Annotated in this window: 11 protein-coding genes and 5 pseudogenes; 4 read left to right on the plus strand and 12 right to left on the minus strand. The window is 39.4% G+C overall.

Going from position 1 to position 14,389, the window contains the following annotated elements:
• Positions 1 to 71: 71 nt before the first annotated feature.
• Positions 72 to 1,339 (plus strand): annotated as a pseudogene (locus D368_RS12555) (APC family permease).
• Positions 1,340 to 1,999: 660 nt separating this feature from the next.
• Here the strand turns inward: D368_RS12555 and psiE are convergent.
• From psiE to yrkP, 3 genes are read right to left on the minus strand one after another with little or no spacing between them, the layout of a single operon-like run.
• Positions 2,000 to 2,416 (minus strand): phosphate-starvation-inducible protein PsiE, encoded by a 417-nt coding sequence (psiE, locus tag D368_RS12560; protein WP_017418192.1) that lies wholly within the window; start codon positions 2,414 to 2,416, stop codon positions 2,000 to 2,002.
• A gap of 45 nt (positions 2,417 to 2,461) precedes the next feature.
• On the minus strand, positions 2,462 to 3,760 hold the full coding sequence (gene yrkQ, locus D368_RS12565; protein ID WP_071391586.1) for a two-component system sensor histidine kinase YrkQ: 1,299 nt from the start codon (positions 3,758 to 3,760) through the stop codon (positions 2,462 to 2,464).
• On the minus strand, positions 3,747 to 4,442 hold the full coding sequence (yrkP, locus tag D368_RS12570) for a two-component response regulator YrkP (protein ID WP_022552925.1): 696 nt from the start codon (positions 4,440 to 4,442) through the stop codon (positions 3,747 to 3,749). Before yrkP ends, yrkQ begins: the two co-directional genes overlap by 14 nt.
• Before the next feature lie 264 nt (positions 4,443 to 4,706).
• Between yrkP and D368_RS12575 the strand changes: the two genes are divergently transcribed.
• Together D368_RS12575 and D368_RS12580 are read left to right on the plus strand one after the other, a co-directional pair.
• Positions 4,707 to 5,924 carry a DUF418 domain-containing protein gene (locus tag D368_RS12575; RefSeq protein WP_071391585.1) on the plus strand — a complete coding sequence of 406 codons (1,218 nt, stop codon included), beginning with the start codon at positions 4,707 to 4,709 and terminating at the stop codon, positions 5,922 to 5,924.
• A 383-nt stretch (positions 5,925 to 6,307) separates the two neighbouring features.
• A pseudogene (locus D368_RS12580) lies at positions 6,308 to 6,837 on the plus strand (GNAT family N-acetyltransferase).
• Between the two features lie 475 nt (positions 6,838 to 7,312).
• Here D368_RS12580 and D368_RS12585 read toward each other — a convergent pair.
• The 9 genes and pseudogenes from D368_RS12585 to D368_RS12625 form a co-directional block, all read right to left on the minus strand.
• On the minus strand, positions 7,313 to 7,849 hold the full coding sequence (locus tag D368_RS12585; RefSeq protein WP_060387062.1) for an ATP-binding protein: 537 nt from the start codon (positions 7,847 to 7,849) through the stop codon (positions 7,313 to 7,315).
• Positions 7,850 to 8,008: 159 nt separating this feature from the next.
• Positions 8,009 to 8,226: pseudogene (locus D368_RS12590) on the minus strand (hypothetical protein).
• Positions 8,227 to 8,324: 98 nt separating this feature from the next.
• Entirely contained in the window at positions 8,325 to 9,701 is a 1,377-nt protein-coding gene (gene tet / locus D368_RS12595; RefSeq protein ID WP_063636722.1) for a Tet(L)/Tet(K)/Tet(45) family tetracycline efflux MFS transporter, read from the minus strand.
• A gap of 33 nt (positions 9,702 to 9,734) precedes the next feature.
• Positions 9,735 to 9,797 (minus strand): tetracycline resistance efflux system leader peptide, encoded by a 63-nt coding sequence (locus D368_RS20170; protein WP_134816631.1) that lies wholly within the window; start codon positions 9,795 to 9,797, stop codon positions 9,735 to 9,737.
• A gap of 112 nt (positions 9,798 to 9,909) precedes the next feature.
• Complete coding sequence (gene satA / locus D368_RS12605) at positions 9,910 to 10,431, minus strand: streptothricin N-acetyltransferase SatA (RefSeq protein ID WP_128574847.1); 522 nt, start codon at positions 10,429 to 10,431, stop codon at positions 9,910 to 9,912.
• 140 nt (positions 10,432 to 10,571) lie between these two features.
• Entirely contained in the window at positions 10,572 to 11,072 is a 501-nt protein-coding gene (locus tag D368_RS12610; protein WP_017418200.1) for a DinB family protein, read from the minus strand.
• Positions 11,073 to 11,249: 177 nt separating this feature from the next.
• Entirely contained in the window at positions 11,250 to 11,528 is a 279-nt protein-coding gene (locus D368_RS12615) for a DUF2651 family protein (protein ID WP_321167716.1), read from the minus strand.
• Positions 11,529 to 11,768: 240 nt separating this feature from the next.
• Positions 11,769 to 12,572 carry an HAD-IIB family hydrolase gene (locus D368_RS12620; RefSeq protein WP_128574848.1) on the minus strand — a complete coding sequence of 268 codons (804 nt, stop codon included), beginning with the start codon at positions 12,570 to 12,572 and terminating at the stop codon, positions 11,769 to 11,771.
• 33 nt (positions 12,573 to 12,605) lie between these two features.
• Positions 12,606 to 13,416: pseudogene (locus tag D368_RS12625) on the minus strand (Cof-type HAD-IIB family hydrolase).
• A gap of 234 nt (positions 13,417 to 13,650) precedes the next feature.
• Here D368_RS12625 and D368_RS12630 point away from each other — a divergent pair.
• Positions 13,651 to 14,375 (plus strand): annotated as a pseudogene (locus D368_RS12630) (MurR/RpiR family transcriptional regulator).
• Positions 14,376 to 14,389 lie beyond the last annotated feature (14 nt).

Here is a 14,389-nt window from a genome sequence, read left to right on the forward strand (position 1 = left end):
TATATCTATTTTACCGATGAAAGGAAACAACTTACAATTGGAATATGATCGTAAAACACGTTTAGGAAAGGATGGAATGTAAAGTGAGAGAAAGAAAACTCGGCCCCGTACTTTTAAGCGGATTAATTGTTGGTCCTATCTTAGGATCGGGAATTATATTGCTTCCACCAATCATTTATGGTAAGACTGGAGATTATGCCATATTAGCATGGTTTATGATGATGATCATTAGTTTTCTATTTGCTTCATTGTTTGGAAAATTGAGTGTTTTATTTCCGAATGAATCTGGTGTTGCGCATACAGTCGAACTTGCATTTGGACAACATATAAAACAATTAACTTCTGTATTTTTTATTATTGCGGGCAGTGTGGGGCCAGTTGCCGTTCTCATGACAGCCAGTCAATATCTAAAGGCTTTGTTCAAAAGTAATGGTTGGCCACTAGAGACATATGGAATCATTCTGATGATGATTTGTTTATTCGTTCTATTATTGAATATCTCTTCTATAGGAAAAGTGTCATTTATGTTCTCCACAATTGCCACAGTAGTATTGTTAAGTGGAGGAATTAGTTCAATCCCCTTTATGAGGGATAAAGCTTTTATTAAAACACCATTTCATCTTGATGATTTTGGTTATAGTATTCTATTACTTTTTTGGGCTCTAGTAGGTTAGGAAATTATAGGGAATTATAGTTTGGATGTCAAAAATAGAAAAAGAACGATTCCCCAAGCAATAGTAATAAGCTCAGTGGTCATCACAACGGTTTGTATCGTTGTAGCTGCTTCTTATCAATGGATTAATTTACATCAGGCACACACATTAACGATTATTTTAATTCCATTGCTTGGAACGTTTGCTTCACCAACAATGGCTTTCATCACAACAATATTATGTATGAGCACATATTTATTGGTTACTGGCGGAGTATCACGTCTAATAGCCTCAGAGAATAAAAAATAACCTTGATTTCTTTCCGCTCCAAAACAAACATACCAATTGGAGCCCTAGGCTTATTAACATTAATTCATGCTATCGTTTTTATTCTTTTATTTATAAACTTCATTAATGTTGAACAAATTGTCGGCATAGCAAATGCTTTCTTTATTAGTAATGCGATTTGCGGTATTTTGTCTGCATATAAACTGCTACCTGGTAAGTTCTCAAAGAGTTTATCATTAATGCTTATTATCAGCTTTTTGATTATCCTTTCTTTCTCATCAATATGGATTTTATTAATGATTGCCCTTATAACTGCTTTTTATTTGATCCGACATTTTATTTGGATGCGTCAATTAAAGAAATCCGCTACTAATTCTCAAGACAAATTACGATTTTAAGAATTTCTCACCCAAGCTTGGAGTGTATAAACAAAAACGGGAGATTTTACAGTTCGTATAGGACATAGTTATTTCTTTTACAATGATTACTTACAGACACCTTCCGCTCATTTACATCATTTTATATTCATTTCGGCCAGAAAAAGGGCACTGTTTTCAGTCTGTCCAAGTAAAAAGGAAGGGGTTTTCCCTTCCTTTAGTCCTAACTTGATCTCCTGCCATTTTGAAACCAACATTTGAAGCACTGTCTGCATCAACAAAGTGAGTAAAAGGTTAGATGCTACTTGATTCATACTGTCTGTCAATGAAATTCGACTAATCATCACTAATGATAAGTTCAGTCATTGCAGATAACTTGAGTTTTCATCCATCATTAAGGTTCAAAGTCTGATGTTCAAGCAGCATCACCCCTTGGGTAATGCTATGTAACAGCCGTTTGTCCTGATAAAGTTATTTTCATTACACTCCTTTTATTCATTTGCCATCATTTCTATTTATCAATTATAGTTAAAAAATGTTGAGGAAAAAACAATAAACGTCCGTCCTAACTTTTTCATCTTATTTATTAAAATTTTAATCTCTTCCTTGTAAAATAAAGAAGCAATCTCATTCGCAATTAGGACATTTCAGTGGCGTATCGGTATAAAGTGAACTAATTTATTAATGTTCAACAACAGAATTTCGTCTATTGACAATAAAGAATGCACAAATCATTGCAAGAATGGCCATCGCCCACCAGAACGTTGAGATCGCCTGATCATGATCGATGATAATCAAACGAATGACAGCCGTGATGCCAATATAAATAAAGTAGCGAAGCGGGAAATGAAAGTCTGATTTGAAGTATTTGATAATCAAAGCAATGAACTCAAAGTACATGAAGAATATAAGCAGTTCCCCAAGCATCTCATAATAGCTGTCCACTTTGTTGAACAGTGACTTATATACGAATAGCACAATGTACCATGTCTCGCTGATCAGAAGTCCGCTTAAGGCTATCGCCAGGAAGAACAGACAGACATTGAGAAGCGCTTGTAACAGGTAAGGCGCCTTTTTAAAATTGTTGGAAAATCTCATCTTGTTGTCTCCTATTACAATATTTTCGTCGTTTTGATTCGCAGCCTACAATTTTCTGTTCCAAAATCGCAGCACGATGCAGTACTTGGAATTCTTTTGTATACTGTGAAACTGCCCCTGCATGCGGGACATCATTCGCGCAATGCTTCTTTCACCGAGTCCGTTGCTTTCCGGTGTTACATCCGCAAGTTTAATCGTATTGCTAACATGAATCTCAAATATTTCTTGATCCGATACAAACGTGATGCTGATTTCTTCTTCCGGATCTGCGTATTTAAATAAGTTTGACATCACATTATCAAATACACGACCAAGCTCCTCCAAATTCACGTTAATATAGGTTTCCGGCAGCTCGCCTGAAATATGGACCCGGAAATGCTCCTGATGAAGGATAGCAATCTGATCTGATATTAGATCGTAGATCACTTCTTTCACTGCAACGGTCTCCAGGTCGGCCCCATGTTCCTTGTTCAGCAGGAAATACGCAAACAGATTGTCAGATAAGTTTTTTAATTGCAGTGCTTTACCATAAGCATTGGCTACATAACGATCTTTGCTGGTACCCGCTTCGCCTCCTTCTTTTTTGGCAAACTCCAGATTCATGATCAGCGACGTCAGCGGTGTGCGCATATCGTGCGACATTTCGGTAACCAGGCTGTGGCTCTCTGCTTGCAATTCCTCGATCGCTTTAAGTTTGTCCAAGAAAGCTTTCCGCAGATCCTCAATGCTCTTTGCAATCATCGCTAATTCATCATGCCCTTTTATCGTCATCTCGTAGTCCAGCTGGCCCCCTTCAAGAATATGAATCTCTTGGTGAAGCGTTTTAAGGTAGCGAAGACTTTGGCGAATGCCCAAGAGAACAATGATTAAAAAGATGAGGGTTGCACCGAGCAATTCCAATGTAAAGGCCAGATCATAATATCGGGAAGAGTAGAAACCGTCGATAATGACTCGTCCTTCACCATCGCTGAACTTGACCGGATGTGAATGATTTTGAGCATACTGAGTCAGCTTTTCCTTTCCATAATCCGATTCAGAATAAACGGAATCATATTGCAGCTCCTGATCCTTGAATATGGTGAGGTTAATATAATTTTCTTTTTTGACCCACTCGCCAAACGCTTTTCTATCCGATGTAGACAACTCATTTTCTGAAACGTACTGACTGAATTTTTGAATGTATCTCGCTGACTCCTTGTGATAATACTCATCCGAACTCAGGTATCCCTCGATCAGATCATCTGTGATCTTTTGCAACGTCAGAAAGATCACACCGCTCACAATCGCAGCAACCATGATCAGCAAAGCCAGTTTTTTGGTTAGCGTAAATTTACGATGCGCCAAATCGATATCCTCTTCCCCATTCAGTTTTTATATAAACCGGACGTGCCGGATCATCCTCAATTTTGGAGCGCAGCTTCCGAATATGCACCATCACCGTATTGTTGGAACAGTAAAAGTAAGGCTGTCCCCACACACTCTCATATATATTTTGAGCAGAAAATATTTTGTTGCGTTTGCTCATCAGCAGTTTCAGGATACGATATTCCAGATCTGACAGCTTGATTTGCTGCTCCTCTTTCCAGACCTCATTAAATTCTTCGCTCACTCTCAGTTTGCCCCCGATAAGAAATGTTTCTTCCTGTTCCTTCTTTTCCTGATAGATTGTATATCTGCGTAATTGAGCAATCACTCTAGCGTGAAGTTCCTCTTCCGAGAAGGGTTTAGTCATATAATCATCGCCGCCGGCGAGTAATCCCTCAGTTTTATCGAGTGTACTCGATCTGGCCGTCAGAAACAGAATTGGAACGTTAGAGGTTTTCCTAATGTGCTGACAGGTTTCGATTCCCGAAATGCCTGGCATCATAATATCCAAAATAACCAAATCGAGCGAATCATTCACAAGTTGCAATGCTCGCTGCCCATCCTTGGCTCTTAGCACCTCGTATCCTGCACGCGTAAGGGATTCCTCCAAAAGATCACCAATATCATGATCATCCTCTACGACTAATATTCGATGGGTCATGCCTCTTTCACCTCATGATTCTTGATGTTATTCTCGTGTGACCTTACTATATATCATTCATAAGTAACACGTATGTTATAAGATACTACGTAAATCTTAACAGTTTATGAAAGCTGATGTCCGCCACAATTTTGTCACATTTTAAAAAAATGATGAACCTTCATAAATTGTTAAGATTCTGTCTTTATATTTATCCATTGTAAGGCTCAAGTTTTTCAGATCCGCACTGCACATTGCAATGATAAATGGAAAAGGAGTATTGATATGATTGTACAAAACGAAGGACGCGGGCAACCGATAAGTCTGCGGGAACGGGTTCATTTTCTGGACATCGTACGTGGATTTGCCTTGCTTGGCATTATTATTGTCAACTATTTTCTGATCGTAGATTCAGTAAAGGGATTCGAAATGGCCTCCGATGACGTACTGCACAATCTGGTTTCCTGGTTTGCCGAAGGGAAATTCGTTACATTATTCTCCTTCTTGTTCGGAGTTGGGTTTATGATCTTTATGGATCGAGCCGCGCAGAAGGTAGATAGTCCCAACAAGCTGTTTGCCCGTAGGTTATCTATCCTGTTGGGATTTGGCATTTTGCACATCACATTTGTTTGGGTCGGTGACATATTGACCTTTTACGCCGTAAGCGGCTTCCTGTTACTCGCCTTCTATAAACGCACGGCCAAAACGGTGCTTAGATGGATTATCGCACTTATCGTGTTTCAATTCCTGACCCCTGTTTTCACAATGTTGTACAATGTCATCAATACTGCAGGGTCAAAAAACCCGAATTTTTCAGAGTTTACTTTGTTTAGCCACACAAGCCTTACCTACATGGAATCCATCAGCACTCGGTGGACAGATATGGTCACGATGGCTGCTGGCTCTTTCTCTATGATCTATTCCATGTTTCTCATGTTTCTGCTGGGCGTGTACTTTGTTAAGATGGAATTTTTCAAAGACATGGAAGCGAAAAAGTTCATATGGAAGCGTATCTGGATCATTAGCACAATCGCTTTTCTAATAACACAAAGCAGTATATTACTAGACATGTTTAATCTTTCTGAGAATATGCTGTGGAAGGACATTTCCTCTGTCTTGGGTCAAAATGGCGGCTTAACCGGAAGTATGTTTTATATGAGCACTTTTGCAATGCTGTTTCTGTACGTTCCTCAGCTGCGAGGCCCTATGATGATATTCACCAAAGTCGGACGGATGTCATTGACCTGTTATCTGCTTCACTCTATCATTGGAACAGTTCTGTTCCTCAAGTACGGATTCGGGCTTGCCGATCATATTCAATCCGCCGGCACGTTCATGTTCAGTCTGGCCGTGTACTTCGTGCTTATGAGCTTTAGTACATTGTGGTTGAAACGGTTTAAGTACGGTCCGATGGAATTGATATGGCGCAAGCTGACGTACGGCAAAGTAAACGGGAGTCCCAAAGCAACTCCGCTGCATTCTAAAAAATCAATTCAGAAATAACCCCTTTGCACAGATTGCATAACTTCAAATTAGTTGTTGACTGAAGTGGGTATTAAACTTTTATATTATTTAGTGCTTCTTTGGGCTAACTCCGACAGAAAATTCACCAGAGTTTACTCAATGTGCATAGCTCGTGATCGAATCTAAAATGAATCTTTTGCGCATGCCTATAGCCAAGGGCAACACATTCGACTATTTTATGCGATTTGCTATAGGAAAAATTTGAGAATAATGACTAAACCCTTGCAGCAAGTATTTTAACGCCAAAATTACCGCGGAAGAAAAAGCGGCAGAGCAGCTGGAATGTTTTACTGAACGACTGAACTCGTTATTTCAGCAACTGAAGGAGTGACAATCATGAAAACAAAAAGGAACCAAAAGTTATTCTGGAACCAGCAAAGGAATCTGATCTGCCAGAATTCCAAAAAAATTACAAGAAGCCTTTGCGATCGCCGTGATTGAAATGTTCGGTGATTGCGAAGATGGACCGATTCCATCGGACAATGATGTTCAGGAGTCTTTCGACGCTCCCGGAGCAGTCGTTTATCATATTCTTCGGGATGGTAAGAAGGTAGGTGGTGCAGTAGTACGTATCAACAGCGAAACACATCATAATTCGCTTGATTTATTCTATGTATCTCCAGAACATCACAGCCAGGGGATTGGTCTTTCTGCTTGGAAAGCCATAGAAGCACAGTATCCGGATACTGTGCTTTGGGAAACCGTGACACCTTATTTTGAAAAGCGAAATATCAACTTCTATGTGAATAAGTGCGGATTCCATATCGTAGAGTTCTACAATGAACATCACTCTGATCCGCATATGCATCGCAATGGACGCGAAGATGACAAGTCCCTGCCGGATGATGATGACTTTTTCAGATTTGTAAAGGTTATGAAAAAAAAGGACTAAACAATTGAACACTGCGATATGCCGCAGTGAATTGCCGGTAACTTTTTTTAAAGATATTTGTTTGGATCGAAAAAATTCTAAGTTAACCAATAATTCCCCATGTTTACAGAGTTGATTAATAAACTATACGAGGGATAAACGAATAAAGCCTTCCCCTTCTTTTTGAGGAGAAAGTATTAAAAGGCGGAAAGCCCTTCTCGTTATGAGAGGGCTTTAATTCGGTGTGAAAATGAAATGGATAATAAATATAAACAAAGAAATAATTAATTAGGTGATGAACGATTTATACGAATTTTAGAGAAATACTCCAACGGAGAACTTAACGAATAACAAATCACTTCTCTTTTGTGGGATGCTGCCGAAAATAAATCACTTCACAACAGACAAACTGAAAGCGGTATAAAAAAACAGCTCCGTTAAAATGGCCGGAACTGTCTTTGACTTTTGGATTTTGCAGTTATCTCCATCCGTCAGTTTAATTAGAATTCAGATAATCCAAGACACGATCAACTCTTTCATTGACTGAGTAATCTCCTTCAATTTTTAACAATGGACAAGATAAATCTGCCATCCAATGTTCGTGTAAAGCTTTGCTTCTAACTTCCATTCCGGCATGATCATATAAAGAAGCCCACTCTAAAAATGTTTTTGATTGTTCATATTTACTGCCGCCGGCTAACACTTCGTTTCCATAACGCTGAAATTCCCTATGCCTTAATCTCTCAAGCCGTATATCCTGCGGAATCCATAAGAAGATGACAAGGTCAAAATAACTTTTTAGATCATCGCCCCAGCGGCACACTGCGCCAGAAAGAATCCATTTCTCATTTATTGTCAAGTCTTTTTTAAGTAACTTTCTTCTTTCAGCGATTTCTCTTTTTTTAGTGAATTTATCTGTCCAATAGTAATCATCAGTATCAAGATGCGTATGCGGCAAATGCTTTGATAATGCAACACCCAATGTTGACGTTCCGACACCAGAGGCTCCCAATATGTGAATCTTATTTTTCATACTTCCCCCTCCTTATGAAGCAACCAAACTCCCTGTTGCATAAGGTACTTACTATTATTTTGACATAAATCCCCAAAAACCTTTACTTTGCCAGGGGAATCCAGATGCGGTTAAAACCATACCGCTTACGAACTTCATGGTCATTTTCAAACAGAATGATTAACTTTCTCTCCGGCCTATTTTAATATCCTCATACACTTTTTCAAAAGTCTCGATTGGCAGTGAAAACTTGGTTGTTTTCTCGTTACGGTGATTGATCACGATCTCAATTTGATTATTTTTTGTTCAAACTCAATAAGTGCGTTCTCCCATTTATCTCTGATTGAAATGATACAATTTCCATTTTTCTTTTCCTTTTTCTTATAAATGTAATTCACTTTAACGCCCCTTTCATTGATCGGCAAAAGGTTTCGGAATAAGGAAGCTCCTCAAAAAAAGGATCAAAACTTTTATCAAGTTTGATCCTTTTCCCTTTTTAGTCATTTCTTTGCGAACGTTTATAGACATTCACGGTTACCAGCCAGCTCATAACAACGATTCCTGCAAAAAGAATGAGCATATTACTGTACAAATAAGCGGAATGATCATCGTTAACAGGCAGCAGCCTTTGATTCAGCAAGCGGATCGATAATAAACCGCCTGCAATCGAAATACCCGTTCCCTCTGATAAAAAGCTCGTAAAATTAAGCAGACTCATTCCGGCGCCGGCTTCCTTTTGTTTCAAACTGCCAGACACAATTGTAGATATAACCGTTTTTGTGAAGGAGAGCCCCCCAAAAACAAAAACGATGATAACGGTCATGAGCCAAGGTGCCGCATCTATGAAAAAGGCAGCGATTAAAAAGCTGGAAGACATCAATACAATCCCAATGGTCAGCACATACAAAGAACCTTTCCGATCAACAAGCAATCCTCCAATGTAACCGAAGATGATGACGCTCATTGTCCCGGGGAACATAATCCCGCTTCCAATTGCCGCAGTACTTAAATGGTGAACATCTTTCATCATATAAGGAACCATAGACACAAATCCTGCAGCAGTGCCGAATATCAGGCCTCCGCAAAGGACGCCCATCATAAACAAAACATTTTTCCCCAGTGCAGGGTCAACAAAGGGATCTTGAGTTTTCCTAATATGTCTCACAAATATCAGGAAAGCTAGAATACTGATGATCAGAAAAGATAGTCTATATGACGTTGTAAACAGCAGAAAAAATACGATGCCTGCAGACATTAATATAATCCCCGTCATATCAAAGCGCCCGCTGACTCTTTCTTCCTTTTCCAGCAGTTTCATCAGGAATGGAACGGTGATAACTGTTGCTGTCGGAATAAGCAGCAAATATGACCAGTGAATATAATGAGCAATCATTCCGCCAATAGCTGGTCCGACACCTTCCCCCATTGCCACCAGCGACCCGATCAGACCAAATGCTTTACCCCTGTTTTCTTTCGGAATATAGCGTACTACTGCAACCATCACAAGAGCCGGGAATGCGGCTGCACCAGCCCCTTGAATAAATCGGGCCAGAATGAGTACAGGAAAGAAAGAGTGTCCGACAAATCCAATGATCGATCCGAAGCCATTTACCATAATTCCAAATAGTAGCAGTTTTTTGATGCCCAGCTGATCTGATAACTTCCCATACAGAGCAGTTCCGATGGAAAAGGTTAACATAAAAGCCGTGTTCACCCAGTTTGCACTCGATGGCAGTTTATGGAAATCGTTAGCGATATCAGGTAACGAGACGTTCAAAACCATTTCATTTAATACGCTGAAAAATGACAGAACACAAAGCCAAATGAACACTTGGTTGTGCCGTAAAGCTGACTGTGAATAAGGCGTATTCACAAATTCCCCTCCATTAATGAGGGCAGACGCAGTTTATAGGGCCATTGATACGCTTCCCTCTTTTAATTGTACCCTGTTCATTTTTTTGCACTTCATACATAACTCCCCCTGCATTGATTGATATACCTTATTATAAATCCTCAAGCCGATGTTTTGAATACTTTGCGGCACACACCCGCAAATGACGAAACATCAAATACTGTTATATTTAAAATTTACAGTACCAAAAAACCGCAATTTCATTTGCTGTTGAAAGATTGGAATAAAGCATTGTATCGACCGCTCCTATGACAAAGTTATTTTTGGCATAAAAATGACAAGCTGAAACATTAATATCTTGTGTTTCAAGCATAAGACCGCATAAATGATTCTCCTTTGCCCACTCAATCGCTTTATGTAATAAAGCCGTCCCGACACCATTTTTTCTATAATCTTTTGCAACAGCAATGTCTTCAATCAGTGCGTATCCATTCCAATTAGAACGAAGCTTACTCCGGCCGACACAGTCGTTCTCTGCGTAATAAAAAAAGACAACTTTATCCTCTTCTTCAATATAACTGACATCAATGTCATCATCGTCATATTTTTTGACATAAGGTTCAACAAATTTCTCCTCTGTATATGTCCAAACATTGTTTTCAAATGAAGGGATGATTCTCCCTGAAACAACGAAAGGTTCGTTTGGTTTATTGAAGTCTTTCATATTGAAACGAGTCATTTTAGTTATCATCATAATCACCTTTCTGCATTTATTGAACTCACTTTACACCTTTCGAACTGTTGATTGGTCTGCATGTCACGAAGACTAAAACAAAAAAGATACCAACATCGATTGGTATCATCTATTCATTCGAGCCCTGCAACAACATCCTATTTCGGAGCTTCCAAACCAAATGTTGTCCATTCCTCTTTTGCCGGACCATAAATACCCGGAACAGGTAAACCCGCTTGTCTCATAAGGACAGTCATTTGTCCTCGATGATGGTTTTGATGTTGAATTAAAAACATCAAAAGTGAACCATTTGGCAATTGCTGACCAATAAAGTTGACACATTCTTGAAGTGTATCGTCAGTCCATTGCGTTTTTAACGCCTGCACAAATGCATTACTGGCTTGATGATAACTCTCAGCAATATACCGCGCCGATGCAGGAACAGGATAATCTTCAGCCGGAGCGTGAAACGTTAAATCTGTGTTTGAGGTAATGATGTGAATGGCTGCGACAGTATGCCATGCAATACGGCCTAAAGTCCAACGTTGTGAAGTGATTTCTTGTTTAAGTGATTCATCAGTCAGATGATTCAGCAGTTTTTGTGTCGCATCGGCTTCGAATTCCCAAGATTTCAAAAAATGGTCTAAGGTTTGAAACATAAAAATCCTCCTTATCCTTTTTTGTTTTTCTATGTATCTGCAGTTCAATTACAGTACTCCGTTTAGTTAAAAAAGAACAAAACGATAGACAGACATGACAATAACAGACAAAATATAAGAACATAACAGATCACTCTATACTTCTTTTTCTTCAATCGACAAACAGGATTCTTCAGTCTAATATTTTCGCTTTGCAAAAGTCCATATCGTCTTAGTGATTGAACCGGAGATAAAACAGCTCCCCGTCATCATAGCCACCCAAATGAAAAATGTCGGCTCGGCACCTATTACAATAAACATGAATATCAAGGACAAAATGAAGACAATAACAACCATCATCCATACTTTTTTAAAGATGAAATACCCTAATATCCCTAACAGAAAAGAAGCTGCCGGAAGAAAAATAAGAATGATATACGCGGGACTCAACAGCGGGCTAATACAAACACCTCCCAATTTATTTAAAAACGAGGAAGTTCCTACTTTTTGTCTGATATGAAGTAATTTTTTTCATCTTGATATTATGCCGTTCCATTCATTTTATACATATTATACCAATACCATCGAGTCAAATATAGATATTTATTCATTTTTAACATATTTTAGGAAAATCAGGAGTGAATTAAAGTCTGAGAATAGCCCGCTTTTTCTTTTCCTAGTAAGTCCTGCCTCATTGGCTTTAGCCCATCTGCTTTCTCATTGTTTTTGCAGCGCTAATATTCTCATAATCGTGTGCATGACGGTGCTTTCCTCATTTGATTTGATGACAAAGTGCGCCGCATCTTTTATTTCGTCAACAGCGTTCTTAACCGCAAAGCTGTAGGATGCCGCTTCCATCAATTCTTTGTCATTGCGGCCGTCTCCGAATGCCATTGTTTCATCAGCCGAAACCCCTAATAATCGCTGCAGTTCTTGTACTGTTGATCCTTTATGTATTCCGATATTTGATATATCCATCCAGGTATCTTCTGATGCTACGATATATAATTGGTGAAAAAATTCATGCAGCTTTTCTCTCGTTTCCGGACAGTTGGCGTCGGGGTCATGAACCGTAATCTTGATAAAATCGTCTTTTATCTCAGTAAAATCAGTTATTTTCGTTACATGTGCATAAGAGGCATTTACATATTTCATTTCACTTTCAGACAGATTTTCTTTTACGATCGCGCCTTTTTTTGTGCACGCGATAATGGTGTGCCCGCAGCTGATTTTTTCTAAAGCGCCTATAATTGACAGTCCGGCTTTATTGCTGATCAAAGATTCATATACGAACTTGCCGTTCTTTTTTATACGTGCGGCACTGTCTCCTAAAATCCAAAAATCTTTCGCGTCTTCTCCGAATAAGGCTTCCACCCTTTCACACTGCTTCCCGGTGCAGATGGCGAAAGCGACATGCTGTTCCTCCATTACTCTTTTTGTCTTTTCAAATAACGTTCTGTCAAAATCGCCTTGATTATTTAAAAATGTGCCGTCTAAATCCGTAATCACTAATTTAATCATCGTTCAGCACCTCCGCAGTTAAAATGTCTTTTTTCAGACAAAGGGTTTTTCACATTTGAGGATTGAATCAATCGCATTTAAGACCCCTTCCTCATTGTTTGATTGCGTGATATGCGCCGCGGCCTGTTTAATGCTTTCCTGCGCATTATCCATGGCGACTCCGTATTTCACGGCCGACACCATCTCCAAATCATTGCCGCTGTCTCCGAAGGCCGCGCATTCTTCATCATTTATCCCCCATTGTTTCTGGAGAAGCTTAATCCCGCTTGCTTTATGAAGCCCCGGTATGATCAGATCTATGTCACCGTGCCCGCTTGATACAGGCGTGACGAAAGACCCGATTGCGTTTTTTAAATGGCTCAGAAGTGCGGAACAATGTTCGGCGGGAAAGCTGATGGAAAATTTAAAAATGTCATCATCGATGTTTTCAAAATGCGGCACCCTTTTTAACACATAATAATACTTACTGGCATGCAGATATTCATCTTCACTGGCATTTTCATGAATATACGCGCTTTTTTCCGCAGACAATGACGTTTTTCACCTCATACTGCTCTAAAGCACGGATTACTGCTATTATAGTGTCTTCAGACATGTTACCCGCGAATACTTCTTCTCCGGCATTCACGACGAAAGCGCCATTCTCGGCAACGAAAGCGATTTCACTTTTGATTTCCGGAAAGAAGGATGTAAGCTGCGCATATTGGTTTCCGCTTGCTACGGCAAATTTAATTCCCCGCGCATTTAATTCACGATACTGATTCATAAAACGCTCTTCGTTATATGCCATTTCATCATTCAAAAACGTTCCGTCCATATCAACCGCTATCAGTTTGATACTCATATTGTCCTCCTTTTTCGGCCGCTTTTGTCAGCGCCCCTTGAAGAGATCATGCATAAAGCGTATGAACGAATTATATCCGCAGTTGTTTTGACCGTAAATCATTGGCTGACGTCTTGTTTTGAATGACACAAAAAGTGATTTGTCACATGAAAATAACACTATGTTTCTTTTAAAAATGATATGTTACGATGAGATGTACATTCACCATTCTCATAAAAAGGAGAATCCCCCTGCATGTTCACACACGAAATGATTGCTTCATTTAATGAGCTTGAAACTTCTTTATACAACTACATCTCCCAAAACAGCGAGAAAGTCGTCTATATGCGCATCCGTGAATTGGCAAATGAAACCCATGTATCTACGGCTTCTATTTTACGTTTCTGCAAAAAAATAAACTGTGAAGGGTTTTCAGAGTTTAAGGTGAAGCTGAAAATGTATGCGGAGGCAAATAAAAAACGATTTTAAAGAGTCCCCATCATTCCGTTGCCGAGTTTTTTGAAAGAACAGTAAGCGGAGGCATGGAAGAAAAGCTGAAGGAAGCAGCTGCCCTTGCGGCCGATGCAGAAAGCGTCATTTTTATCGGAGTGGGAAGTTCAGGAATTCTCGCCGAATACGGAGCCAGATATTTTTCGTGCTTAGGGAAACTTTCAATGTATATTAAAGATCCTTACTTTCCGGCCCATTCCCATTTCCGCCATAACAGCATCACGATCGCATTATCGGTTTCAGGTGAAGGAGATTCTACGGTGACTCATCTGAATCAGCTGAAACAAGAAGGAAGCCGGGTCATCAGTATTACAAATCATAAACATTCAACCATTGCAAAAATGTCCGATGTGAATATTTCATATTACGTGACGGAAGAATGGTTTGAAAATGCGAATATCACCACCCAAATCCCCGCTATGTACATACTTGAATCGATGGCTCGGGAGATATACAAATTGAGAGAATAAATTCAGGAACGAAC

The sequence above is a fragment of the Paenibacillus lentimorbus NRRL B-30488 genome (assembly GCF_000411595.1).
GTDB classification, from domain to species: Bacteria; Bacillota; Bacilli; order Bacillales; family Bacillaceae; genus Bacillus; species Bacillus velezensis.